We start from the raw sequence: 22,921 nt of genomic DNA on the forward strand, positions 1-22,921 counted from the left end.
CAGTTCAGGCTTGGGGTGGGGGCACGAAGCCTTGCGCCGCGTCAGCGCCTTCGCCAAAGAAATGCTTTTCCATCTGGCGGGCCAGGTACTGGCGGGCGCGCAGGTCGGCCAGGTTCAGGCGGTTTTCATTGACCAGCATGGTCTGGTGCTTGAGCCAGTCGGCCCAGGCCTGCTTGCTGACGCTTTCCCAGATGCGTTTGCCCAGCTCGCCGGGGTAGGGCGGAAAGTCCAGGCCCTCTGCTTCGGTGCCGAGTTTGATGCATTGAACGGTGCGTGCCATGTGTGTGTTGCCTTTGGTGTCTTTATGAGTGCTGGTTATAGGGATATAAAATCTTCATATTTCCAGTTGTGTGCGAATCACTGGAAAATACAGCCCTGTCGCATGATGCGGCTGCCTTTTCAGTGGTCTCTCAGACCGCAACTGTAGCAATCTTCTGCATCCCCCTCGTGACTTGGGGTCTGACCCCGGTCCAACCTGCTTGACCCAAATGAGTGCTTTTCTTGAAGAACGCGTGCTGAGCGTTCACCACTGGACCGACCGCCTGTTCAGCTTCACCACCACCCGAGACCAGGCCCTGCGCTTTTCCAACGGCCACTTCACCATGATCGGCCTGCGCCAGGACAACGGCAAACCGCTCTTGCGCGCCTACTCGATCGCCAGCGCCAACTACGAAGAACACCTCGAATTCCTGAGCATCAAGGTGCCTGATGGCCCCTTGACCTCCAAGCTGCAACACATCCAGGTGGGCGACACCATTGTGGTGGGGCGCAAGCCCACCGGCACCTTGCTGTGCGACTATTTGCTGCCCGGCAAGCACCTGTACCTGCTGTCCACCGGCACGGGCCTGGCCCCGTTCATGAGCATCATCCGCGACCCCGAGACCTATGAGCGTTTCGAAAAGGTCATCCTGGTGCACGGCGTGCGTCAGGTCAACGAACTGGCCTACCACGAGTACATCACGAAAGATTTGCCCGCCAACGAGTTCCTGGGCGAGATGGTCACGAACCAGCTGCTGTACTACCCCACCGTGACCCGTGAGCCCTACAAAAACCAAGGCCGTGTGACCGACCTGATCGAAAACGGCAAGCTCTTTGCCGACCTGGGCCTGCCCACGCTCAACCCCGAAACCGACCGCATCATGATCTGCGGCTCGCCCGAAATGCTGCGTGACCTCAAGCGCATCTGCGAAGAGCGCGGCCTCAAAGAAGGCAACACCAGCACCCCTGGTGCTTTCGTGATCGAGCGGGCTTTTGCCGACGCGTGAAGCGCTCAAGCACTCCTCCCAAAAACCGGCTCAGGCCGGTTTTTTTGTGGCAGTGCGGCCAAAGCACCCCAGCTGTGCCAGGGTCCGGTCCGGAAATCGCGCTGAGTCGCATGCGCTTTTTCCATAGATGATTTCGGCATTAAGAAATTTAAAAACAGTAGTTTGAGTTTTAAAGAGAAGAACCCAGAATCCGTTCCATCGTCAAAAAGACGAAGCATTTCTGGAGTTCTTCATGACCACACACCGCCGTTTTACCCAACTCATCGCCGGCGCCGCGCTGGGCCTTTCTGCGCTGGCAGCGCATGCCCAGGTCAGCCTGCTCAATGTCTCGTACGACCCCACCCGCGAGCTGTACGTTGAATTCAACCAGGCGTTTGCCAAACACTGGAAAGCCAAGACCGGTCAGGACGTGACCGTCAAGCAGTCGCACGGCGGCTCGGGCAAGCAGGCCCGCTCCATCATCGACGGCCTGGACGCTGACGTGGCCACACTGGCGCTGGCCGGTGACACCGATGCCCTGCACGACAACGGCAAGCTGATCCCGGCCGACTGGCAAAAGCGCCTGCCGCACAACAGCTCGCCCTACACCTCGACCATCATCCTGGTGGTGCGCGAGGGCAACCCCAAGGGCATCAAGGACTGGGACGACCTGGTCAAGCCCGGCGTCAAGGTCATCACGCCCAACCCCAAGACCTCGGGCGGTGCCCGCTGGAACTACCTGGCCGCGTGGGAATTCGCCAAGCGCAAATTCGGCAGCGAGGCCAAGGCCAAGGAGTTCGTGAAAAAGCTCTACGAGAACGTGCCCGTGCTCGACACCGGCGCCCGTGGCTCCACCATCACCTTTGCTCAGCGCGCCCAGGGCGATGTGCTGATCGCTTGGGAAAACGAGGCCTACCTGCTCGAAAAGGAGTTCTCGGCCAAGTTCGATGTGGTCTATCCCTCGCTGTCCATCCTGGCCGAGCCTGCCGTGACCATCGTCGACAAGAACGTTGACAAGAAAGGCACCCGCGCCGTGGCGCAGGCCTACCTGGAGTACCTCTACACCGACGAAGGCCAGGACATCGCCGGCAAGAACTTTTACCGCCCCATCTCGCCCAAGGCCCAGGCCAAATACGCCAAGCAGTTCCCCAAGCTCAACCTGGTGACGATCGACCAGGCCTTTGGCGGCTGGAGCAAGGCGAGCAAGGAACACTTTGCCGATGGCGCGAGCTTTGACCAGATCTACGTGAGGAAATAGAAGACTTCAAATGCGAGCCAAAAAGCCACTGGGCATGTGCGTGCCCAGTGGCTTTTTTCTTGGGCGGATGGGCCTGCGCAGGCAAACGTGTTCCCGTTATTGGTCCGGTGTGGTGTCTCGCACAGAACCTGTCACGCAGGGGCTTTAGTCTGGCGCTGTGTCAGGGCAGGGCTGTGAAAGCCGCCCGGCGCTCGGCGGCTTTTTCCATCTGGCGGGCGATGTTGCCGCAGACCAGGTCGCACAGCGCAAAGATTGAGGGGTCGGCGATCCGGTAGTAGGCGCTGGTGCCCCGGCTTTCGCGCTCGACCAGGCCTTGCTGCGTCATCAGCGCCAGGTGGCGTGAGACGTTGGCGGCGGTGAAACCGCACATCTGAGCCAGTTCACCCACATTGCGCTCGCCCGAACGCAGGATGTTGAGGATCTGCAGTCGCGTGGGTTCGGCCAGCACCTGGAAGTAGGCCGCGACTTCGGTCAATGCGCCTTCGGGTAACTGTTCCATGGCTTGAACTCCTTGCTGTTGCCATTTTCATTGTATCATTCGATAATTAGCTAATCAGTTAAATAAGCAAATTCAGAAAGACAAGACGATGCAACGCTCCTTTGTGCTGACATCCCTGGCCGCAGTGGTTATGTTGTGTATGCAAGCCGAGGCCCCGGCGGCAGAGCCTGCCGCGCTGAAAGTGATCGCGGTGGACAGCAGTGCCAGTCAGGCCGCCAACCGTCTGGACGGGGTGGTGGAGGCGGTGCGCCAGACCACACTGTCGACCCAGGTGGCTGGGGCGGTGGTGGCTTTGAATGTGAAAGCGGGCGACACGGTCCGGGCGGGGCAGGAATTGCTGCGCATCGACGCACGCGCGGCGCAGCAGGGCGTGGTGGGTGCCAGCGCGCAGGTGGACGCCGCGCAGGCCAACCTGACGGTGGCCAGCCAGGAGCTTGAGCGGCAAAAACAGCTGCTGCAAAAGCAATACATCAGCCAGGCGGCCTTTGAGCGTGCGCAGGCGCAGTGGGATGCGGCCAGGGCGCAGCTGAAAGCATTGCAGGCCCAGACGCAGGCGGCGCAAACCCAGTCGGGCTTTTTTGTCTTGAATGCGCCCTATGCAGGCGTGGTCAGCGAGGTGTCGGTCACCTTGGGCGACATGGCCATGCCTGGACGGGCCCTGGTGACGATGCACGACCCCTCGGCGCTGCGCGTGACAGCCGCCGTGCCGCAAGCCTTGCTGGCCGCTGTGAATGCGCAAGCCAAAGCGGTTCGCTACGAGCTGCCGGGTGTGGCGGGGCACAGCTCACCGCAGTTGCCCCAGCAGGTGCAGGTGCTGCCTGCGGTGGACCCGGTCACGCACACCGGACAGATCCGTCTGAATTTGCCTGCCGGTACGCCAGGGCTGGCCCCGGGCTTGTTTGCGCGGGTGTGGTTGCCCGTGGCAGGTGCGGGCCAAGGGGCTCAGGCGGGTGCTGATCGCATGTACTTGCCCACCAGCGCCATCGTGCGCCGCGCCGAAATGACGGGGGTGTATGTGATCAACGCCCAAGGCCAGCCCAGCTTGCGCCAGGTGCGACTGGGCCAAGTTTCGGGGGATCGGGTCGAGGTCTTGAGCGGTCTGCGCAAGGACGACAAGGTGGCGGCCGAGCCCCAACTGGCGGGCGCTGCGCGCTGAAAGGGTTCTGACATGAACGAGCCCACAAATCAAAACACGGCCTTGAGCATTTCGGGTCGCATCGCTGCCCTGTTCCAGAGCGCGCAGATCACGCCGCTGCTGGCCTTGGTGGCTTTGCTGCTGGGCATTTTTGCGGTGATGGTCACGCCGCGCGAAGAGGAACCCCAGATCAACGTGACCATGGCCAATGTGCTGGTGCCTTTCCCGGGCGCGGCTGTGCGCGATGTGGAGCAGATGGTGGCCATTCCGGCCGAGCAGGTGCTGTCAAAAATCGCGGGCGTGGAGCACGTCATGTCGGTTTCGCGCCCGGGTGTGGCCGTGATGACGGTGCAGTTCAAGGTGGGCGTGCCGCGCACCGAGGCGCTGGTGCGTTTGCACGACACCATCCGCGACAACGCCGACTGGTTGCCCAGGGGCTTGGGCGTGATGGAGCCTTTGATCAAGCCCAAGGGCGTGGACGATGTGCCCATCGTCACGCTCACGTTGTTCAGCAAAAGCGATGACGCCAGTGCCTACAACCTGGAGCGTGTGGCGCACAGCATGGAAGCGGACATCAAGCGCGTCAAAGGCACACAGGATGTGCAGACGCTGGGTGGGCCTGATCGCGCTGTGTTGGTGCAAATTGAGCCCGAGCGCATGGCCGGGTTTGGTGTCACGGTGAGCGACCTGCGCATGGCGCTGCAGTCGGCCAACTCGGGGCTCCCGGTGGGTGAATTGATCGCGGGCAACCAGAGCGTGAGCATCGAGGCCGGGCCATTCCTTTCGCAAGCGGCCGATGTGGCCGACTTGGTGGTGGGCGTGCAAGGCGGCCGCCCGGTGTTCCTGAAAGACGTCGCCAAGGTCGAAGAAGGCCCCTTGCCCGCCACGCGTTATGTGACCCACGGCCTGGGCAAGTCCGCGGGTGGTGGCGAGTACCCGGCGGTGACTTTGACCATCACCAAAAAGCCGGGTGAAAACGCCATCGACGTGGCCAACGCCGTGATGGATCGTGTGGCGGCGCTGCGTGGCACGGTGATCCCCGACGAAGTGCAGGTGGCCGAGACGCGCAACTACGGTGCCACGGCCAACGACAAGGCGCAAAAGCTGATCCAGAAACTGCTGTTTGCCACGGCTTCAGTCGTGGCGCTGGTGTTCATTGCGCTGGGCAAACGCGAGGCAGCCATTGTGGGCACGGCCGTCATCCTGACGCTCACGGTGACGCTGTTTGCTTCGTGGGCCTGGGGTTTCACGCTCAATCGGGTGTCGCTGTTTGCGCTGATTTTTTCGATTGGCATTCTGGTGGACGATGCGATCGTGGTGGTGGAAAACATCCACCGCCACCAGCAGCTGTACCCGGGCAAGACCCTGGCCGAGATCATTCCCGGTGCGGTCGACGAAGTGGGTGGCCCCACGATTTTGGCCACGCTCACCGTGATCGCCGCGCTTTTGCCCATGGCGTTTGTGAGCGGCTTGATGGGCCCATACATGAGCCCGATCCCGATCAACGCGAGCATGGGCATGCTGCTGTCGCTGGCGATTGCCTTTGTGGTCACGCCTTGGCTGGCCCGTATCTGGATGAAGGCTTCGCATGCGGGCAGTTCGCATGCCGCCCCCGCTGGCCTGGCCGCCAAACTTGGCCCCTTGTTTGATCGGGTGTTCGAGCCTTTGCTGCACAACGAGCAAGGCGGGCGCAACCGCAAGTTGCTGGGTCTGGGCATTGCGGGCTTGATCGCTTTTTCTCTGGTTCTGCCTGCGACTGGCCTGGTCCTGCTCAAGATGCTGCCCTTCGACAACAAATCGGAGTTCCAGGTGGTGGTGGACATGCCTGCGGGCACCCCGGTGGAGCAGACCGCCGCCGTCATGCGCGAGCTGGGGGGCCATCTGGCGCAACAGCCCGAGGTGACCGATTACCAGGCCTATGCGGGCACCTCGTCGCCCATCAACTTCAACGGCCTGGTGCGTCAGTACTACCTGCGTGCCGGTGCAGAGATGGGAGACATGCAGGTCAAACTGGTGGACAAGCACCACCGCAAGGACCAGAGCCACGCGATCGCCACACGCCTGCGCCCGGAGTTGCAGGCCATTGGCCAGCGCTTTGGCGCGAACATCAAAGTGGTCGAGATGCCACCCGGCCCGCCCGTGCTGGCCCCCATCGTGGCCGAGATTTACGGGCCCGACGCCGAGGGCCGCCGCAGCGTGGCCAAGGCGGTGCGCGCCATTTTAGAGAAGACCGACAACGTGGTGGATGTGGACGACAGCAGCATTGCCGCCGCACCGCGCAAGCTGCTGCTGGTGGACCGCCGCAAGGCTGCGGCGCTGGGCATATCGCAGCAAGCCATCGTGACCACCTTGCGGGCTGGCCTGGCCGGAGAGGCCACAACCTACCTGCACGATGGCAGCAAGTACCCGGCTGCGGCTTTGATCCAATTGCCCGCCGAGCGGCATGGCGATTTGTCGGCACTGCTGCAGCTCACAGTGCGCGGTGCTTCGGGCAAGCTGGTGCCGATCCGCGAACTGGTCACCGTGACAGACAGCGAGCGCGAGCAGCCCGTGATCCATAAGGACCTGCTGCCGGTGAACTTTGTCACTGCCGACATGGCGGGCCAACTCGACAGTCCGCTGTACGGCATGTTCCAGATGCGCAGTGCCATCCAGAAAATACAGGCACCCGATGGCGCAAGCTTGAACGAATACTTCATCAGCCAACCCGCCGACGCTTGGCGCGGCTACGCCCTCAAGTGGGACGGCGAGTGGCAGATCACTTACGAGACTTTCCGCGACATGGGCGCGGCCTATGCGGTGGGCCTGGTGTTGATCTATCTGCTGGTGGTGGCACAGTTTGGCTCATACCTCACGCCGCTGATCATCATGGCGCCGATCCCGCTGACCATCATCGGCGTCATGCCCGGGCACGCGCTGCTGCAGTCGCAGTACACCGCCACCAGCATGATCGGCATGATCGCGCTGGCCGGGATCATCGTGCGCAACTCCATCTTGCTGGTGGACTTCATCCACCTGCAGGTCAAAGAGGGCGTGCCCTTCAAGCAAGCCATCGTGCAGTCGGCCATCACCCGGGCCCAGCCCATCATGCTCACGGGCCTGGCCGCCATGCTGGGGGCGTTCTTCATCCTGGACGACCCGATCTTCAACGGCCTGGCCATCTCGCTGATTTTCGGCATCTTTGTCTCGACCATCCTCACGCTGGTCGTGATCCCCACGCTTTACTACGCGGCTTACCGCCATCGGTACGAGCCTGCGCAAACCATTTCATCAACCTGAGGAGCAATCTCATGAAATCCTGGCAAATCGTCCGCCTCGTCGCTGGCACGTTCATCCTGGCATCGCTGGCCATGGGCATCGAAGGCAGTCCCGTGTTTGTGAGCCCCTGGTGGCTGGCATTCACCGCCTTTGTGGGTGCAAACCTGCTGCAAAGCGCGCTCACCCAGTGGTGCCTGATGGACTCCATCTTGCGCAAAATGGGCGTTGAGCCTGGCTGCTGATCCATTCAGATTCAACACGGGGCGTCAATATGAACCCACGCACGCTGCTTGCGTCTGCGGTGGTGCTGCTCTGCACCTCAGCCGCCAGTGCCACCGACCTTATGCAAGTCTGGGATGCGGCACGTCAGCATGATCCGCAAGGCACCATCAGTCAAGCCAGTCGGGCGGCCGGATTGACTCGGCGTGAACTGGCCGCCGCATTGTGGCGGCCCCAAGTGGGTCTGAGTGCCAGCGCAGGCTGGGCCAGTGCAAAAAGTCAGATGGACGGGGCGCAATTCACCATGCCTGGTTCTGTGCCACTCAGTGGCGCATCGTTCAGCACTTCTGTCAACGGAGGTACGGCCACCCGGTGGACTTTGAATGCCAGGCAGGCGCTCTACAACCCCGAGCGCCTTGCCCAGAGCGCCCAGCTGCGCATCGCCAGCCAGGCCAGCGAGCACGAATGGCAACTGGCCCAGCAAGAATGGATGTTGCAGACCACGCAGCGTTACTTTGATGTGGTACTGGCCGAGCGCCGTTTGGCGCTGGTGCAGCAACAACAGCTGGCGGTAGACAAAGCGTTGGTCGAAGCGAAAGACCGCTTCCAACTGGGCGATGCCCCGGTGACAGATACCCATGAAGCCCAGGCGCGAGCGCAAGCCTTGGCGGCCCAGACCATTGGGGCTGGCAATGACCTGGCCATGGTCAGGCAGATCCTGAGCGATGTGACCGGCTTGCCGGTTCACGCGCTGAAACTTCAAGTGCCCGTACGCGTGGCCGTAGGTCAGTCCCTGGACCCCTTGACAACCTGGCTCCAGCGGGCTGAGCAAAACAACCCGATGCTCAGGCTGCAACAAGCCCAGGTCGACGCCACGCAACAGGACATCGAAAAACACCGTGCAGTCGCTTCACCCACGCTGGATTTGGTGGCGCAGGCTTCGCGGGATCGGCTCACTGGCTCGGGCGACCATGGCTCGGCCAGCAACACGCAAAGTCAGCAGATGCTGGGCCTGGTGCTGAATGTGCCGCTCTACACCGGTGGTTGGCGCAGCGCCAAGCTGGAAGAAGCCACACAACTGCATGACAAAGCCCGCGCCGAGTTCGAGCGCAGCCGTCAGCAGGTGGGGCAGATGACACGCGCCGCTTGGCAGGCGGTGCAAAGCGGGCAGGCCCATCTGGCCGCGCTCGATGCGGCCCGCAAGGCCAGTCAGGCGCGTCTGGATTCGACGCGGCTGGGCCGCCAGGTGGGTGACCGCACCACGCTGGATTTGCTCAACGCGCAAAACGATGCCAGTGCAGCCGAGTTGGCTTGGCTGCAAGGGCAGATCGACACCCTGATGGCGCAATTGCAACTGCACGCCACTGCGGGCCAGCTGGACACAGTCCAGCTGCAAACGGTCAATGCCGCATTGGCGAATTGAACCAGGCCTTCCAACATTTCATTCCAAGGAGACAAAACCATGGCCCATATCGTGATTCTTGGTGCAGGCGTGGGTGGCATGCCAGCCGCTTACGAAATGCGTGAATTGCTTGGCAAGGAGCACACCATCACCGTGGTGAGTGCGGTGGATTATTTCCAGTTCACACCGTCCAACCCCTGGATCGCCGTCAACTGGCGCAAGCGTGACGACATCACGCTCAAGATTGCGCCCTTGCTGGAGCGCAAAGGCATTGCTTTCATTGCCCAAGCAGTGACCCGCATTGAGGCCGAAGGCAACCAAATCACGCTGGCCGATGGGCAAGTCTTGGCATACGACTATCTGGTCATCACCACTGGCCCCAAGCTGAGCTTTGACGAAGTGCCCGGTGCTGGCCCTCACGGTGGTCACACGCATTCGGTGTGCACGGTGGACCATGCCGAGTTGTTCTGGAAGGACTACCAGGCCTTTCTGGAGAACCCCGGCCCGGTGGTGATTGGTGCCATGCCGGGTGCCAGCTGCTTTGGACCGGCCTATGAATTTGCCTTCATCCTGGCGACCGATTTGCGCCGCCGCAAACTGCGCCACAAGGTGCCCATGACCTACGTCACCAGCGAACCCTACATCGGGCACCTGGGCCTGGGTGGGGTGGGCGACAGCAAATCGATGCTGGAGAGCGAGTTCCGCAACAACGACATCAAATGGATCACCAACGCCAAAACCACCAAGGTGGAGGCGGGCAAACTGTTCGTCACGCAGGTGGACGATCTGGGCAGCACGTACAAAGAGCACGAGGTACCCTTCAAGTTGTCGATGATGCTGCCCGCCTTCAAAGGTATTGATGCCATAGCTGCTGTGCCCGAGTTGTGCAACCCGCGCGGGTTTGTGCTGATCGACGAGTTCCAGCGCAGCAAGAAATTCAAGAATATTTTTGCCGCAGGCGTGTGTGTGGCGATTCCGCCCGTTGAGGTCACACCCGTGGCCACCGGTGCGCCTAAGACCGGCTACATGATCGAGACCATGGTGACGGCGATCGCGCACAACATCGCTGCCGATCTGTCAGGCCAGCCTGCCACAGCCAAAGGCACCTGGAACGCCATTTGCCTGGCCGACATGGGCGACACCGGTGCGGCTTTCGTGGCCTTGCCACAGATTCCGCCACGCAACGTCAACTGGTTCAAAAAGGGCAAATGGGTCCATCTGGCCAAGATTGCGTTTGAAAAATATTTCCTCAGCAAAATGAAGAGTGGCAATTCCGAGCCGGTGTACGAAAAATACGTGCTCAAGGCTTTGGGCATCTTCCGCCTTGAAAAATAAACCGTTCACAGCACACCTCAAACATGACACACGCAAGACCCGTCATTCCTCTGATCGTTGATGTGCGCTCGCCTGGCGAGTTCGCCACTGGCCATGTGCGCGGCTCGATCAACATTCCGCTCGACCGTTTTGCCGATGACATCGCGAACCAAGTGCCTGACAAAACCACTGCCGTGATCCTGTGCTGCGCATCGGGTGGCCGCTCGGGCATGGCCTGCAATTTCATGCAGCAGCTGGGCTACCAGCACGTCAGCAACGGCGGTTCGGCAGGCGCGGTGTCCATGCAATTCGGTCTGCCCATCGATCGCCTTTGATATCTAACAGAAAGCAAGCAACATGAGCACCTTCGACCACCCCACACTGATCCAGAACATCAACCAGTCTCTGAGCGGCTTGCGCAAGGCCCAGCCCGAGGCCATGCAGGGCTTTGGGCAGCTGGCCAAAGCGGCCATGGCCGAAGGCGCCGTGAGCGAAAAGCACAAGGAGCTGATCGCTCTGGCCATCGGCATCACCCAGCACTGCTCGGGTTGCATTGGTTTTCATGTCAAGGCGTTGCGGCGCCTGGGGTGCACCCGCCAGGAGCTGGAAGAAATGCTGGCCGTGTGCGTCTACATGGGCGGTGGCCCGGCGCTGATGTACACCGCCGAAGCATTGGCGGCCTGGGACGCGTTTGCACCTGCGCAAGGATGATCTGGCCGGGCCCGGCCAAGGCAGCGGGCTGGGAACCGATCTTTAGCTGGTTTTCCATATAAGCAAACAACAAATCATTCGTTTGAGAATGAAGGCGGCGAATCGACAATCGCTGCCATGTCTTTTCAACCCTCCATCGTGATCGTGCCGGGCTGGCGCAACTCCGGGCCTGGCCACTGGCAGAGCCTGTGGGCCGAGGCCTTGCCAGGCGCGGTGCGGGTGGTGCAGTCCGAGGAAGACTGGCAGCGCCCCAAATGCCACGCCTGGGTGCAGGCGATTGGCCGCACCATCCTCGCGCAACCGGGGCCGGTGGTGCTGGCGGCCCACAGCCTGGGCTGCATCGCGGTCACGCATTTGCCCTCTGACGTGGCACGGCGCATCCAGGGGGCGCTGCTGGTGGCCCCGGCCGATCCCGAGCGCCGGGGTGTGCTGTCCGACTTCGCCCCCGTGCCTTACCAGCCACTGCCATACCGCAGCATCGTGGTGGCCAGCACCAACGACCCGTATTGCCCCGTGCGCACCGCAGGGGCTTATGCGCGCTCCTGGGGCAGTGAGGTCGTGAGGCTGCAAAATGCGGGTCACATCAATGTGGAGTCCGGCTTCGGCGAATGGCCTTTGGGCCTGGCACTCCTGCAATCCCTCACGGCATCGCTCTCCTGGCGCGGTGCCTCTCCTGTTGAATTGGAAACAGCATGAACAAGTTCAAGCAAGCGGCTTTGGCCGCCACTTTGGCACTTTCGGGCACATGGGTCAGCGCCCAGACGCTGCTCAATGCCTCCTACGACGTGGCCCGCGAGTTCTACAAGGACTACAACGCCGCTTTCGTGGCCCATTACAAAAAGACCACCGGCAAGGACGTCAAGATCGACCAGGCCCACGGCGGCTCCAGCGCACAGGCGCGTGCGGTCAACGACGGGCTGGATGCCGATGTGGTGACCATGAACACCACCACCGATGTGGATTTTCTGGCCAGCACGGGCGTGGTGGCCAAGGATTGGGCCAAGCGTTTCCCGGGCAACGCCTCGCCGACCAGCTCGACCATGCTGTTCCTCACGCGCAACGGCAACCCCAAGAACATCAAGGACTGGGATGACCTCGTCAAGCCCGGCATCCAGGTGATCGTGGTCAATCCGAAAACGGGTGGCAACGGCCGCATGGCCTACCTGGCCGCGTGGGGCTATGTGAAGAAGAAGGGCGGCACCGACGCCCAGGCCGCCGAATTTGTGGGCAAGCTCTACAAAAACGTGCCTGTGCTGGCCAAGGGTGGGCGTGATGCGACCACCATCTTCCTGCAGCGCAATATTGGCGACGTGCTGGTGACTTTCGAGTCCGAAGTGGTGTCGGTGGACCGTGAATTTGGTGAAGGCAAAGTCGATGCGGTGCACCCGTCGATCAGCATCATTGCCGAAAACCCGGTGGCCATCGTTGAGCGCACGGTGGCCAAGAAGGGCACGGCTGAGCTGGCCAAAGCTTACCTGGACTACCTGTACTCCGAAGAAGCGCAAGAGATTGCAGCCAAACATGCGCTGCGTCCCCGTTCGCAGTCGGTGCTCAAAAAGTACAGCAAGACCTTCAAGCCGATCCAGCTGTTTGCTGTGAGCGAAGTCTTCGGCTCCTTGGCCGAGGCGCAGAAGGTGCATTTCAACGACGGCGGCCAGTTCGACAAGATCTACACCGTCAAATAAGTTTTTTCCCATGACCGCATTGCCCATTGCGGCGCCTGCCAAACGGCGGGCGCCAGCCAAGGTGTTGCCCGGGTTCAACCTGACCCTGGGCTACACCATCCTGTATTTGAGTTTGATCGTGCTGATTCCCTTGTCGGCGCTGGTGTTCAAGACCTTCACCCTGAGCTGGGAGCAGTTCTGGTCGGCTGTGACGGGGCCGCGTGTGCTCGCTTCGTACCGCCTGACCTTTGGGGCCTCGTTCATCGCGGCGCTGGTCAACGTGGTGTTTGGCCTGCTGGTGGCCTGGGTGCTGGTACGTTACGACTTCTTTGGCAAGAAGGTGGTGGATGCGCTGGTCGACTTGCCTTTTGCGCTGCCCACGGCGGTGGCCGGCATTTCGCTCACGGCCTTGCTCGCGGGCAACGGCTGGGTGGGGCAGTACCTGGAGCCCATAGGCATCCAGTTGGCCTTCAACCCCAATGGGGTGGTGATCGCGCTGATCTTCATCGGCTTGCCCTTTGTGGTGCGCACGGTGCAGCCGGTGCTCGAAGACGCTGAAAAAGAACTCGAAGAAGCCGCCACCTGTTTGGGTGCGACGCGCTGGCAGACTTTCAGCAAGGTGATTTTCCCGTCCATCGCGCCTGCGCTGCTGACGGGGTTTGCGATGGCGTTCGCACGCGCCATCGGCGAGTACGGTTCGGTCATTTTCATCGCGGGCAACATGCCCATGGTGTCCGAGATCACGCCGCTGATCATCATCGGCAAGCTCGAGCAGTACGACTATGCCGGGGCCACGGCCGTGGCGGTGGTGATGCTGGTGTTCTCCTTCATTTTGTTGCTGGTCATCAACGCATTGCAGGCCTGGCAGCGCCGTCATTCAGGAGCCCCGGCATGAGTGGTGCACCTTCTCTCAAAGCCTCGGCGCGGCGCGCGCAATCGGGCACCACCGAGCCCACCTGGGTGCGCTGGAGCTTGATCGGCGTGGCGCTGGTCTTCATGTTCCTGTTCCTGGTCCTGCCGCTGGCGGCGGTGTTCACCGAGGCGCTGCGCAAGGGGCTTGACGCTTACCTGGAGGCCTTCAAGGAGCCCGACGCCTGGTCGGCGATTCGCCTGACGCTGATCACCGCTGCGGTGGCGGTGCCGCTGAACCTGGTGTTCGGCATTGCCGCCGCCTGGGCGATTGCCAAGTACGAGTTCAAAGGCAAGGCCTTTTTGACCACGCTGGTGGATTTGCCGTTCTCGGTCTCGCCCGTGGTGGCAGGGCTGATTTATGTGCTGATGTTTGGCGCGCAGGGCTGGTTCGGCCCCTGGCTGCAGGCGCACGACATCAAGATCGTGTTCGCCGTGCCGGGCATCGTGCTGGCCACGGTGTTTGTGACCTTTCCGTTCATCGCCCGCGAGTTGATCCCGCTCATGCAGGCACAGGGCAACGACGAGGAACAGGCCGCCATCGTGCTGGGTGCGACGGGCTGGCAAACCTTCTGGTACGTCACGCTGCCCAACATCAAGTGGGGCCTGATTTACGGTGTCATTTTGTGCAATGCCCGGGCCATGGGCGAGTTCGGTGCCGTATCGGTGGTGTCGGGCCACATCCGTGGACAGACCAACACCATGCCGCTGCATGTGGAGATCCTCTACAACGAGTACCAGTCGGTGGCCGCTTTTGCCGTGGCTTCCTTGCTGGCGCTGCTGGCCCTGGTCACGCTGGTGATCAAGTCAGTCATCGAATGGCGTCACGAGCGCGAGTTGCGCGCCGCTGCCGACACGCCGCCTGAGCGGCCATTGACCCCTGCCGCTGGTGCGCAGGTCTGAATCCGATTGAAAGTTTTGAGCCATGAGCATCGAAATCCGCAACGTCCACAAACAATTTGGCGACTTCACGGCGCTGAACAACGTCAGTCTCGACATCGAATCGGGTGAACTTGTCGCCTTGCTGGGCCCGTCTGGTTGTGGCAAGACCACGCTGCTGCGCATCATTGCCGGGCTGGAGACGGCCGACCAGGGCACCATCGCCTTCAGCGGTGAAGACACCACGCATGTGCATGTGCGCGAGCGTCAGGTGGGCTTTGTGTTCCAGCACTACGCCTTGTTCCGCCACATGACGGTGTTCGAGAACGTGGCCTTTGGCCTGCGTGTCAAACCCCGTGGCCAGCGCCCCAGCGAGTCTGAAATCAAGCGCAAGGTGCACGAACTGCTGGGCCTGGTGCAACTGGACTGGCTGGCCGACCGCTACCCCTCGCAGCTGTCGGGCGGGCAACGCCAACGCATCGCGCTGGCCCGTGCGCTGGCCGTGGAGCCCAAAGTGCTGCTGCTGGACGAGCCCTTTGGCGCGCTGGACGCCAAGGTGCGCAAGGAGCTGCGCCGCTGGCTGCGCCGCCTGCACGACGAGTTGCATGTGACCAGCATTTTTGTGACGCACGACCAGGAAGAGGCCCTGGAAGTGGCCGATCGCGTGGTGCTGATGAACAAGGGCAACATCGAGCAGATCGGCTCGCCCCAGGACGTGTGGGACCACCCGGCCAGCCCTTTTGTGTATGGCTTCCTGGGCGATGTGAACCTGTTCCACGGCCGCGCCCACGAGGGCGAAATGCTGATCGGCGCAGACCACCACGCCGTGCGGCTGGACAGCCCGGAGCACGGTCAGGTGCAGGACGCCAAGGCCTTTGCCTATGTGCGTCCGCACGATCTGGATGTGGCCCGCTACACCCCGGGGGCGCAGGGCATTGTGGCCAAGCTCACACGCACCATCGTTGTGGGGCCTGTCGCACGCCTGGAGCTGGAGCCCTCTGAAAACCTGGGTTTTGGCAAAGATGCGGTGATCGAAGCGCAGATCTCTGCGGCACAATTCAGGGAGCAGGCGCTGCGTGAAGGGGAGATGCTGGTGCTGACCCCGCGCAAGGCCCGTGTCTTTGTCGAGTCCTGAATTGACTGCTGTTTTGATGCGTTTGGCGGGTGTGGATCTGACGGTTCGGCGCGTGTTCGCGCTGGTGGCCCTGGCGTGCGTGGGCATGCTGGCGTTTGGCATGTACCTGCAGCATGTGGTGGGGCTCAACCCTTGCCCCATGTGCATCGTGCAGCGCTATGCGCTGATCGGGGTGGCGGTGATCGCGCTGGTCGGCTCCCGGCTGAGCCGTCCGACCGGGCAGGCGGTGTTCGCTGTGCTGATGGCCCTCAAGGCGGGATTTGGCGCTTTCACGGCCGCCCGCCAAAGCTGGATCCAGTGGTACCCGCCCGAGGTGGTCAGCTGTGGGCGTGACTTTTACGGCATGGTGGAGAACTTTCCACTTCAGCGCGCCATCCCCATGATCTTCAAGGGCAGCGGAGACTGCACCAAGGTGGACTGGACCTTTCTGGGTGGCTCGATCGCCAATTGGTCTTTTGTGGCTTTCACCGCGTTCACCTTGACCGGTGTGGTGCTGGCTTGGGTCGCCTGGCGGTCTCGCTGATGCCCGGCCCCCGGAGGGCAGGGCGTTTCGGGCTATAATCTCAGGGCTTTGCATGGTGCAAGGCGCACGCTGTCAGCACTTCCAGCCGCCAGCGCAAGTCAACAACATCGCTTTGCCGCCTTCGGGTGCAGGCGAAAAAAAGGAAAAATCATGATCGCTTCTTCCATCAAAGCCGAGGTCGTCAAGGCCAACGCCCGCGCTGCCAACGACACCGGGTCCCCCGAAGTCCAGGTGGCTCTGCTGACAGCCCGTATCAACGAGCTGACCCCTCACTTCAAGCAACACGCCAAAGACCACCACGGTCGCCGTGGCCTGCTGCGCATGGTGAGCCGCCGCCGCAAGCTGCTGGACTACCTCAAGTCCAAAGATGCTGACCGTTATGTTGCACTGATCGCCAAGCTTGGCCTGCGCAAGTAAACGCATCCACAGATGAAAAGCGCCTGAGTTAGGTCACTAGCTCAGGCGCTTTATTGTTTTTTATTCGGAATTTGTCCGGGCGTTCTCGCGCTGTGTCATTCCACAAGGCTTTCAAACCAAGGTTTTGTGGAATGGCATCGAGTTCAGAAAGTCAGGTTCCGGGCCCCGGGTGCAGCCTCATGCCCCTTGATTTTCAGGAGTTCTGAACATGTCCATTTTCAACAAAGTCACCAAAACATTCCAGTGGGGCCAGCACACGGTCAAGATGGAAACCGGCGAAGTTGCTCGCCAAGCCGGCGGCGCCGTGCTGCTCGACATGGAAGGCACCGTGGTGCTGGCCACCGTGGTGGGTTCCAAGATCGCCAAGGCCGGTCAAGACTTCTTCCCCCTGACGGTGGATTACATCGAGAAGACCTACGCTGCAGGCAAGATCCCTGGCAGCTTCTTCAAGCGCGAAGCCAAGCCCAGCGAGCACGAAACCCTGACGAGCCGCCTGATCGACCGTCCGATCCGCCCTCTGTTCCCCGAAGGCTTCTACAACGACGTGCACGTGGTCATCCACACCGTGTCGCTGAACCCCGAAGTCGATGCCGATATCGCTGCGATGATCGCCGTGTCTGCTGCTTTGTCCATCTCGGGCATCCCGTTCAATGGCCCCATTGGCGCTGCGCGCGTGGGCTACATCAATGGCGAATATGTCCTGAACCCCGGCCAGACCCAGCGCAAAGACAGCGTGATGGACCTGGTGGTGGCCGGTACCGAAGCCGCTGTGCTGATGGTCGAATCCGAAGCCCAGCAGTTGTCTGAAGAAATCATGTTGGGCGCTGTGGTCTATGGCCACGAGCAAAGCCAGACCGCCATCAACGCCATCCACGAGCTGGTGCGCGAAGCGGGCAAGCCGGTGTGGGACTGGCAAGCGCCTGCCCGCGACACCGCTTTCGAAACCAAGCTGGCTGGCCTGGCCGAAGACAAGCTGCGCGCTGCTTACCAGATCCGCAACAAGCAAGCCCGTACACACGCTTGCCGTGAGGCCTACGCCTCGGTCAAAGTCGCTTTGGCCGAGGAGGGTGTGGCGTTTGATCCCGTCAAGCTCGACAACCTGTTGTTTGAAATCGAAGCCCGCATTGTTCGCAGCCAGATCCTGGCCGGCGAGCCCCGCATCGACGGTCGCGACACACGCACCGTGCGTCCCATCGAAATCCGCAACAGCGTGCTGCCCCGCACACACGGCTCGGCCCTGTTCACCCGTGGTGAAACCCAGGCGCTGGTCGTGACCACCCTGGGCACCGAGCGCGATGCACAGCGCATCGATGCATTGGCTGGTGAGTTCGAAGACCGCTTCATGTTCCACTACAACATGCCTCCCTTTGCCACGGGTGAAGTCGGTCGCATGGGTTCGACCAAGCGCCGCGAAATCGGCCACGGCCGTCTGGCCAAGCGTGCTTTGGTGGCCGTGCTGCCAACCAAGGAAGAGTTCCCCTACACCCTGCGTGTGGTGTCCGAGATCACCGAGTCCAACGGTTCTTCGTCGATGGCCTCCGTCTGCGGCGGCTGCCTGTCGATGATGGATGCGGGTGTGCCGATGAAAGCCCACGTGGCCGGTATTGCCATGGGCCTGATCAAGGAAGACAACCGCTTCGCCGTGCTGACCGACATCCTGGGTGACGAAGACCACCTGGGTGACATGGACTTCAAGGTGGCCGGTACCACCAACGGCATCACCGCGCTGCAGATGGACATCAAGATCCAGGGCATCACCAAGGAAATCATGCAAGTCGCTTTGGCCCAGGCCAAAGAAGCGCGCATGCACATCCTGGGCAAGATGCAAGAAGCGATGAGCGAAGCCAACACCGAGGTGTCTGATTTCGCGCCCAAGCTCTTCACCATGAAGATCAACCCCGAGAAGATCCGTGACGTGATCGGCAAAGGCGGCGCCACCATCCGCGCCTTGACCGAAGAGACCGGCTGCCAGATCAACATCGAAGAAGACGGCACGATCACCATCGCCGCCACCGATGGCGAGAAGGCTGAGATCGCCAAGAAGCGCATCGAACAGATCACGGCCGAAGTCGAAATCGGCAAGGTCTACGAAGGTCCCGTGACCAAGATCTTGGACTTCGGTGCCCTGATCAACCTGCTGCCCGGCAAGGACGGTCTGCTGCACATCAGCCAGATCGCCCACGAGCGCGTCGAGAAAGTGACCGACTACCTGAGCGAAGGCCAGATCGTCAAGGTCAAGGTTCTGGAAACAGACGAAAAAGGCCGCGTGAAGTTGTCGATGAAGGCCTTGCTGGACCGTCCAGCACAAGGTGCTCAGCAGCAGCAACAGCAGCAGTGATTTTTCATCCTGCGTTGGTGCCGACCCAGGTTGGCACCCTCGCGGGATTTTCATTTTCAGGCAGGCCATGAAAGTTGTTGAGATTCAAAGCTACGGCGCTCCCGACATGCTGGTTCCAGGCACGCGCCCGGACCCGGTGGCGGGCGTTGGTGAGTTGCTGATCCGCGTGCTGGCCAGTGGCGTCAACCGACCGGATGTTTTGCAGCGCATGGGCAACTACCCCGTGCCACCGGGGGCCTCGGACATTCCGGGACTCGAAGTGGCGGGTGTGGTGGTGTCTGGAGATGCGCAGGCCATGCAGGCTGCAGGGTTGGCGGTGGGTGACCGTGTGTGCGCTTTGGTGGCCGGTGGTGGCTATGCCGAGCTGTGCGTTGCACCTGTGGCCCAATGTTTGCCCGTGCCCAAGGGGCTGAGCGACATTGAAGCGGCTTCTTTGCCCGAGACATTTTTCACGGTCTGGTCCAATGTGTTCGACCGTGGTCACCTGCAGGCGGGGGAGACCTTGCTGATTCAGGGCGGCTCCAGTGGCATTGGTGTGACGGCCATCCAGATGGCCAAGGCTGCCGGTGCCCGCGTGATCGTGACCGCGGGGTCGGATGACAAGTGCCAGGCTTGTCTGGCGCTGGGTGCCGACCATGCGATCAATTACAAAACGCAGGACTTCGTGGCAGAGGCCAAGCGCCTGACCGACGGGCAGGGCGTGAACGTGATTCTGGACATGGTCGCCGGCAGCTACGTCGCCCGCGAGGTCGAGGCTTTGGCTGAGGACGGCCGTCTGGTCATCATCGCGGTGCAAGGGGGCCTTCAAAGCGAGTTCAATGCAGGCCTGGTGCTGCGTCGCCGTTTGCAGATCACGGGCTCGACCTTGCGTCCACGCCCGGTGGCGTTCAAAGGGGCCATTGCCCAGGCGCTCAGGCGGCATGTCTGGCCCTGGATGGAGTCGGGTCGGATCAAGCCGGTCATTCACAGTGTGTTCCCAGCGCAGGCACCCGCTCAAAGTCACCCCAGTGGGGCGGCTGCGGCGCATGCCTTGATGGAATCGAACCAGCATGTGGGCAAAATTGTGTTGACCTGGGAGGCAGCATGAGCACCAAGCTCATTGTGGGCAACTGGAAGCTGAATGGCGGCTTGTCTGCCAATCAGGCCTTGCTTGATGGTTTGCGCGATGGTTTGGGGGCTGTGCGCTGCCGTGCTGCGGTGTGCGTGCCGCACCCTTATCTGGCGCAGGTTCAGCTCTTGCTGGCGGGCTCGCCCATTGTCTTGGGGGCCCAGGATGTGTCTGCCCACACGGCAGGCGCCTACACCGGCGAGGTGTCGGCCAGCATGCTGCGTGATTTTGGGGTGCGTTACTGCATCGTTGGACACTCGGAGCGCCGCCAGTACCACGGTGAGAGCGACGAGCTGGTGGCGCTGAAGGCCAAGCAGGCGCTGGCCCATGGCATCACCCCCATCGTGTGTGTGGGGGAGTCCCTGGCGCAGCGTGAAGCAGGGCAGACCGAGGCCGTGGTCAAGCGTCAGCTGGCGGCTGTGATCCATGAAAATGGCCACTGCATCAGCGAGATCGTGGTGGCTTATGAACCCATCTGGGCAGTCGGGACCGGTATAACAGCTTCTCCTGAGCAGGCCCAGCAGGTGCATGCGGTCTTGCGCGCCCAAATCAAGGCCGCGACGGCGCATGCCGAGCGGGTTGCCATTTTGTACGGCGGCAGCATGAACGCTGCCAATGCCTCTGACTTGTTGGCTCAGCCCGATGTGGATGGCGGCCTGATCGGTGGCGCTGCCCTCAAGGCGGCTGACTTTTTGACCATTTTGCGGGCCGCTTCGCGCTGAGCCTGTTTGTTTTTGATTTTCGGAGATCGTAATGAGCGTTGCATTGACTTTGATTCTGGTGGTTCAGATGCTGTCGGCACTGGCCATGATTGGTTTGATCCTGGTTCAGCACGGCAAGGGGGCTGACATGGGTGCTGCCTTTGGGAGTGGGACATCCGGTAGTCTGTTTGGGGCCACGGGCGGGGCCAACTTCCTGTCGCGCACCACGGCGGTGCTTGCCGCCGTCTTTTTCGTCTGCACCTTGCTGTTGGCCTATCTGGGCAACAGCCGTCCCCAGTCTTCGGGCAGCGTGCTCGAAGGCGCGGCAGTGACCGCACCCGCACCTGTGGTGGACAGCAGCCCGGCAGCCCAAATTCCTGGCAATGCAGCGCCTGCCTCTGCGCCTGCCAAGTAAGCTACCTATCAGCTTTGTCGTCCTGAGCAAATTTCCGGTTTTGCGCAAGGAATTTGAGAGGTTTTAAGGGTAGAATCCGGGATTGTCCGGAGAGCAATAACACCTACAAAACGGTGTTCCTCATGCAAACCGAGGCAGAACATACCGCCGTCGTGGTGAAATTGGTAGACACGCTATCTTGAGGGGGTAGTGGCGAAAGCTGTGCGAGTTCGAGTCTCGCCGACGGCACCAGACAAACAGATGGGTTCTGATTTGCTTCAGAACCCATCTTCAGGTGATCCGTCAGTCTCAAGATGAACCTCGGCCAATACCTCCCCATCCTCTTGTTCATACTGGTCGGCCTTGCTGTCGGCGTGATTCCCCAGGTGTTGGGCTACATTCTTGGCCCCAACCGTCCTGATGCGGAAAAGAATTCCCCCTACGAATGCGGCTTTGAAGCCTTCGAAGACGCTCGCATGAAGTTTGATGTTCGCTACTACCTCGTGGCGATCCTGTTCATTCTGTTCGACCTTGAAATCGCCTTCCTGTTTCCCTGGGCCGTGGCGCTCAAGGAGGTGGGTGTGGCCGGTTTTGTGGCCGTCGTGATTTTTCTGGCCATTCTGGTCGTGGGCTTTGTCTACGAGTGGAAAAAAGGCGCACTGGACTGGGAATGATCCCGTTCACTGACAACCCATTCAGCCTCTGAGGACTACGAGATGATTGAAGGCGTGATGAAGGAAGGCTTTATCACCACGAGTTACGACTCGGTGGTGAACTGGGCCAAGACCGGATCGCTGTGGCCCATGACCTTTGGTCTGGCGTGCTGCGCGGTGGAAATGATGCATTCGGCCACTGCGCGCTACGACCTGGCCCGTTTCGGTGCCGAGGTGTTCCGAGCCAGTCCGCGTCAGGCCGATCTGATGATCGTGGCCGGCACGCTGTGCAACAAGATGGCACCCGCCCTGCGCAAGGTGTACGACCAGATGTCCGAGCCCCGTTGGGTCATTTCCATGGGCTCTTGCGCCAACGGTGGTGGTTACTACCACTACAGTTATTCGGTGGTGCGTGGCTGCGATCGCGTGGTGCCGGTGGATGTCTACGTGCCAGGCTGCCCGCCCACGGCCGAAGCCCTGATCTACGGCATCATCCAGCTGCAGCAAAAAATCCGCCGCACGCAAACCATTGCGCGCGTCTGAGGGAGCACGAATGACCGACTTTGCCATCCGCCCCGAAGATCTGCAGGCCCAGTTGGCCGCTGTGCTCGGTGACCGTGCCCAGACTTCACTCGCCCTGGGCGAGCTGACGGTGCACGTGAATGCCGCGAATTACCGCGATGTGATGCAGACCCTGCAAACTGCAGCGGGCTGCCAATTTGAACAACTGATCGACCTGTGCGGCGTGGACTACTCCACTTACCGCGATGTCGGCACCGATGGCCCACGTTTTGGCGTCACGGTGCATCTGCTGTCGGTGAGTCTGAACCAGCGCGTGCGCGTCAAAGTGCTGTGCCCTGACGACGATCTGCCCTTGGTGGCCTCGGTCAATGACTTGTGGAATTCTGCCAACTGGTACGAGCGCGAAGCGTTTGACCTCTTTGGCATCGTGTTCGAGGGGCATGCTGACCTGCGCCGCATCCTGACCGATTACGGCTTCATCGGCCACCCCTTCCGCAAGGACTTCCCGTTGTCGGGTCACGTCGAGATGCGTTACGACGCCGAGCGTCAGCGCGTGGTGTACGAGCCAGTGAGCATCGAGCCGCGCGAGATCACGCCGCGCATCATCCGCGAAGAAAACTACGGAGGCCTGCACTGAT

Annotated in this window: 25 protein-coding genes and 1 tRNA gene; 24 read left to right on the plus strand and 2 right to left on the minus strand. The window is 61.4% G+C overall.

Features of this window, described 5'->3' with window-relative positions; all coding sequences use genetic code 11:
* Window positions 1-4: 4 nt before the first annotated feature.
* The gene (locus tag IC609_RS08855; protein ID WP_191819142.1) at window positions 5-280 is read right to left on the minus strand and encodes an oxidative damage protection protein; all 276 of its coding nucleotides are present in this window, start codon (window positions 278-280) and stop codon (window positions 5-7) included.
* A gap of 208 nt (window positions 281-488) precedes the next feature.
* On the opposite strand from IC609_RS08855, the gene IC609_RS08860 reads away from it, so the two are divergent.
* Window positions 489-1,265, plus strand: a complete 777-nt coding sequence (locus tag IC609_RS08860) for a ferredoxin--NADP reductase (protein WP_191819143.1) — start codon at window positions 489-491, stop codon at window positions 1,263-1,265.
* Window positions 1,266-1,497: 232 nt separating this feature from the next.
* Window positions 1,498-2,502 (plus strand): sulfate ABC transporter substrate-binding protein, encoded by a 1,005-nt coding sequence (locus IC609_RS08865; RefSeq protein WP_191819144.1) that lies wholly within the window; start codon window positions 1,498-1,500, stop codon window positions 2,500-2,502.
* A 160-nt stretch (window positions 2,503-2,662) separates the two neighbouring features.
* On the opposite strand, the gene IC609_RS08870 is transcribed toward IC609_RS08865, so the two are convergent.
* Window positions 2,663-3,001 carry an ArsR/SmtB family transcription factor gene (locus tag IC609_RS08870; RefSeq protein WP_191819145.1) on the minus strand — a complete coding sequence of 113 codons (339 nt, stop codon included), beginning with the start codon at window positions 2,999-3,001 and terminating at the stop codon, window positions 2,663-2,665.
* 88 nt (window positions 3,002-3,089) lie between these two features.
* Between IC609_RS08870 and IC609_RS08875 the strand changes: the two genes are divergently transcribed.
* The 22 genes from IC609_RS08875 to IC609_RS08980 all read left to right on the plus strand — a co-directional run bounded on the left by IC609_RS08875 (window position 3,090) and on the right by IC609_RS08980 (window position 22,920).
* On the plus strand, window positions 3,090-4,157 hold the full coding sequence (locus tag IC609_RS08875) for an efflux RND transporter periplasmic adaptor subunit (protein ID WP_191819146.1): 1,068 nt from the start codon (window positions 3,090-3,092) through the stop codon (window positions 4,155-4,157).
* A 12-nt stretch (window positions 4,158-4,169) separates the two neighbouring features.
* The gene (locus IC609_RS08880; protein WP_191819147.1) at window positions 4,170-7,415 is read left to right on the plus strand and encodes an efflux RND transporter permease subunit; all 3,246 of its coding nucleotides are present in this window, start codon (window positions 4,170-4,172) and stop codon (window positions 7,413-7,415) included.
* Between the two features lie 11 nt (window positions 7,416-7,426).
* The gene (locus IC609_RS08885; RefSeq protein ID WP_191819148.1) at window positions 7,427-7,636 is read left to right on the plus strand and encodes a YgaP family membrane protein; all 210 of its coding nucleotides are present in this window, start codon (window positions 7,427-7,429) and stop codon (window positions 7,634-7,636) included.
* 29 nt (window positions 7,637-7,665) lie between these two features.
* Window positions 7,666-9,036, plus strand: coding sequence for a TolC family outer membrane protein (locus tag IC609_RS08890; RefSeq protein WP_191819149.1), 1,371 nt, complete (start codon window positions 7,666-7,668; stop codon window positions 9,034-9,036).
* Between the two features lie 39 nt (window positions 9,037-9,075).
* Window positions 9,076-10,350, plus strand: a complete 1,275-nt coding sequence (locus IC609_RS08895; protein WP_191819150.1) for an NAD(P)/FAD-dependent oxidoreductase — start codon at window positions 9,076-9,078, stop codon at window positions 10,348-10,350.
* 23 nt (window positions 10,351-10,373) lie between these two features.
* Entirely contained in the window at window positions 10,374-10,664 is a 291-nt protein-coding gene (locus IC609_RS08900; RefSeq protein WP_191819151.1) for a rhodanese-like domain-containing protein, read from the plus strand.
* A gap of 22 nt (window positions 10,665-10,686) precedes the next feature.
* Entirely contained in the window at window positions 10,687-11,040 is a 354-nt protein-coding gene (locus IC609_RS08905; RefSeq protein WP_191819152.1) for a carboxymuconolactone decarboxylase family protein, read from the plus strand.
* Between the two features lie 117 nt (window positions 11,041-11,157).
* Entirely contained in the window at window positions 11,158-11,736 is a 579-nt protein-coding gene (locus IC609_RS08910; RefSeq protein ID WP_191819153.1) for an RBBP9/YdeN family alpha/beta hydrolase, read from the plus strand.
* Entirely contained in the window at window positions 11,733-12,725 is a 993-nt protein-coding gene (locus IC609_RS08915) for a sulfate ABC transporter substrate-binding protein (RefSeq protein ID WP_191819154.1), read from the plus strand. Before IC609_RS08910 ends, IC609_RS08915 begins: the two co-directional genes overlap by 4 nt.
* 10 nt (window positions 12,726-12,735) lie before the next feature.
* On the plus strand, window positions 12,736-13,599 hold the full coding sequence (gene cysT, locus IC609_RS08920) for a sulfate ABC transporter permease subunit CysT (protein ID WP_191819155.1): 864 nt from the start codon (window positions 12,736-12,738) through the stop codon (window positions 13,597-13,599).
* The gene (gene cysW / locus IC609_RS08925) at window positions 13,596-14,516 is read left to right on the plus strand and encodes a sulfate ABC transporter permease subunit CysW (protein WP_191819156.1); all 921 of its coding nucleotides are present in this window, start codon (window positions 13,596-13,598) and stop codon (window positions 14,514-14,516) included. The genes cysT and cysW overlap by 4 nt, the downstream gene beginning before the upstream one ends.
* Before the next feature lie 22 nt (window positions 14,517-14,538).
* The gene (locus IC609_RS08930; RefSeq protein WP_191819157.1) at window positions 14,539-15,627 is read left to right on the plus strand and encodes a sulfate/molybdate ABC transporter ATP-binding protein; all 1,089 of its coding nucleotides are present in this window, start codon (window positions 14,539-14,541) and stop codon (window positions 15,625-15,627) included.
* A gap of 16 nt (window positions 15,628-15,643) precedes the next feature.
* Window positions 15,644-16,150 carry a disulfide bond formation protein B gene (locus IC609_RS08935; RefSeq protein ID WP_191819841.1) on the plus strand — a complete coding sequence of 169 codons (507 nt, stop codon included), beginning with the start codon at window positions 15,644-15,646 and terminating at the stop codon, window positions 16,148-16,150.
* Between the two features lie 150 nt (window positions 16,151-16,300).
* Window positions 16,301-16,567: a 30S ribosomal protein S15 gene (rpsO, locus tag IC609_RS08940; protein WP_191819158.1), complete on the plus strand. Its 267-nt coding sequence runs from the start codon at window positions 16,301-16,303 to the stop codon at window positions 16,565-16,567.
* A 208-nt stretch (window positions 16,568-16,775) separates the two neighbouring features.
* Entirely contained in the window at window positions 16,776-18,905 is a 2,130-nt protein-coding gene (gene pnp / locus IC609_RS08945; RefSeq protein ID WP_191819159.1) for a polyribonucleotide nucleotidyltransferase, read from the plus strand.
* Between the two features lie 67 nt (window positions 18,906-18,972).
* The gene (locus IC609_RS08950) at window positions 18,973-19,992 is read left to right on the plus strand and encodes an NAD(P)H-quinone oxidoreductase (protein WP_191819160.1); all 1,020 of its coding nucleotides are present in this window, start codon (window positions 18,973-18,975) and stop codon (window positions 19,990-19,992) included.
* Window positions 19,989-20,735, plus strand: coding sequence for a triose-phosphate isomerase (gene tpiA / locus IC609_RS08955; RefSeq protein WP_191819161.1), 747 nt, complete (start codon window positions 19,989-19,991; stop codon window positions 20,733-20,735). Before IC609_RS08950 ends, tpiA begins: the two co-directional genes overlap by 4 nt.
* Before the next feature lie 31 nt (window positions 20,736-20,766).
* Window positions 20,767-21,129: a preprotein translocase subunit SecG gene (secG, locus tag IC609_RS08960; protein ID WP_191819162.1), complete on the plus strand. Its 363-nt coding sequence runs from the start codon at window positions 20,767-20,769 to the stop codon at window positions 21,127-21,129.
* A 146-nt stretch (window positions 21,130-21,275) separates the two neighbouring features.
* A tRNA-Leu gene (locus tag IC609_RS08965) sits at window positions 21,276-21,360 on the plus strand.
* A gap of 62 nt (window positions 21,361-21,422) precedes the next feature.
* A complete protein-coding gene (locus IC609_RS08970) occupies window positions 21,423-21,782 on the plus strand; it encodes an NADH-quinone oxidoreductase subunit A (protein WP_191819163.1) in 360 nt (119 codons plus the stop codon).
* 42 nt (window positions 21,783-21,824) lie between these two features.
* The gene (locus IC609_RS08975) at window positions 21,825-22,304 is read left to right on the plus strand and encodes a NuoB/complex I 20 kDa subunit family protein (protein ID WP_191819164.1); all 480 of its coding nucleotides are present in this window, start codon (window positions 21,825-21,827) and stop codon (window positions 22,302-22,304) included.
* A 10-nt stretch (window positions 22,305-22,314) separates the two neighbouring features.
* A complete protein-coding gene (locus IC609_RS08980) occupies window positions 22,315-22,920 on the plus strand; it encodes an NADH-quinone oxidoreductase subunit C (protein ID WP_191819165.1) in 606 nt (201 codons plus the stop codon).
* Window position 22,921 lies beyond the last annotated feature (1 nt).

It is taken from the genome of Limnohabitans radicicola, from assembly GCF_014837235.1.
Classification (GTDB): Bacteria; Pseudomonadota; Gammaproteobacteria; order Burkholderiales; family Burkholderiaceae_C; genus Limnohabitans_A; species Limnohabitans_A radicicola.

Bases quoted from the DNA above. Each gene is read 5' to 3' on its own strand.
- IC609_RS08855 (WP_191819142.1), bottom strand. From the start codon at position 280: ATGGCACGCACCGTTCAATGCATCAAACTCGGCACCGAAGCAGAGGGC.
- IC609_RS08860 (WP_191819143.1), top strand. From the start codon at position 489: ATGAGTGCTTTTCTTGAAGAACGCGTGCTGAGCGTTCACCACTGGACC.
- IC609_RS08865 (WP_191819144.1), top strand. From the start codon at position 1,498: ATGACCACACACCGCCGTTTTACCCAACTCATCGCCGGCGCCGCGCTG.
- IC609_RS08870 (WP_191819145.1), bottom strand. From the start codon at position 3,001: ATGGAACAGTTACCCGAAGGCGCATTGACCGAAGTCGCGGCCTACTTC.
- IC609_RS08875 (WP_191819146.1), top strand. From the start codon at position 3,090: ATGCAACGCTCCTTTGTGCTGACATCCCTGGCCGCAGTGGTTATGTTG.
- IC609_RS08880 (WP_191819147.1), top strand. From the start codon at position 4,170: ATGAACGAGCCCACAAATCAAAACACGGCCTTGAGCATTTCGGGTCGC.
- IC609_RS08885 (WP_191819148.1), top strand. From the start codon at position 7,427: ATGAAATCCTGGCAAATCGTCCGCCTCGTCGCTGGCACGTTCATCCTG.
- IC609_RS08890 (WP_191819149.1), top strand. From the start codon at position 7,666: ATGAACCCACGCACGCTGCTTGCGTCTGCGGTGGTGCTGCTCTGCACC.
- IC609_RS08895 (WP_191819150.1), top strand. From the start codon at position 9,076: ATGGCCCATATCGTGATTCTTGGTGCAGGCGTGGGTGGCATGCCAGCC.
- IC609_RS08900 (WP_191819151.1), top strand. From the start codon at position 10,374: ATGACACACGCAAGACCCGTCATTCCTCTGATCGTTGATGTGCGCTCG.
- IC609_RS08905 (WP_191819152.1), top strand. From the start codon at position 10,687: ATGAGCACCTTCGACCACCCCACACTGATCCAGAACATCAACCAGTCT.
- IC609_RS08910 (WP_191819153.1), top strand. From the start codon at position 11,158: ATGTCTTTTCAACCCTCCATCGTGATCGTGCCGGGCTGGCGCAACTCC.
- IC609_RS08915 (WP_191819154.1), top strand. From the start codon at position 11,733: ATGAACAAGTTCAAGCAAGCGGCTTTGGCCGCCACTTTGGCACTTTCG.
- cysT (WP_191819155.1), top strand. From the start codon at position 12,736: ATGACCGCATTGCCCATTGCGGCGCCTGCCAAACGGCGGGCGCCAGCC.
- cysW (WP_191819156.1), top strand. From the start codon at position 13,596: ATGAGTGGTGCACCTTCTCTCAAAGCCTCGGCGCGGCGCGCGCAATCG.
- IC609_RS08930 (WP_191819157.1), top strand. From the start codon at position 14,539: ATGAGCATCGAAATCCGCAACGTCCACAAACAATTTGGCGACTTCACG.
- IC609_RS08935 (WP_191819841.1), top strand. From the start codon at position 15,644: ATGCGTTTGGCGGGTGTGGATCTGACGGTTCGGCGCGTGTTCGCGCTG.
- rpsO (WP_191819158.1), top strand. From the start codon at position 16,301: ATGATCGCTTCTTCCATCAAAGCCGAGGTCGTCAAGGCCAACGCCCGC.
- pnp (WP_191819159.1), top strand. From the start codon at position 16,776: ATGTCCATTTTCAACAAAGTCACCAAAACATTCCAGTGGGGCCAGCAC.
- IC609_RS08950 (WP_191819160.1), top strand. From the start codon at position 18,973: ATGAAAGTTGTTGAGATTCAAAGCTACGGCGCTCCCGACATGCTGGTT.
- tpiA (WP_191819161.1), top strand. From the start codon at position 19,989: ATGAGCACCAAGCTCATTGTGGGCAACTGGAAGCTGAATGGCGGCTTG.
- secG (WP_191819162.1), top strand. From the start codon at position 20,767: ATGAGCGTTGCATTGACTTTGATTCTGGTGGTTCAGATGCTGTCGGCA.
- IC609_RS08970 (WP_191819163.1), top strand. From the start codon at position 21,423: ATGAACCTCGGCCAATACCTCCCCATCCTCTTGTTCATACTGGTCGGC.
- IC609_RS08975 (WP_191819164.1), top strand. From the start codon at position 21,825: ATGATTGAAGGCGTGATGAAGGAAGGCTTTATCACCACGAGTTACGAC.
- IC609_RS08980 (WP_191819165.1), top strand. From the start codon at position 22,315: ATGACCGACTTTGCCATCCGCCCCGAAGATCTGCAGGCCCAGTTGGCC.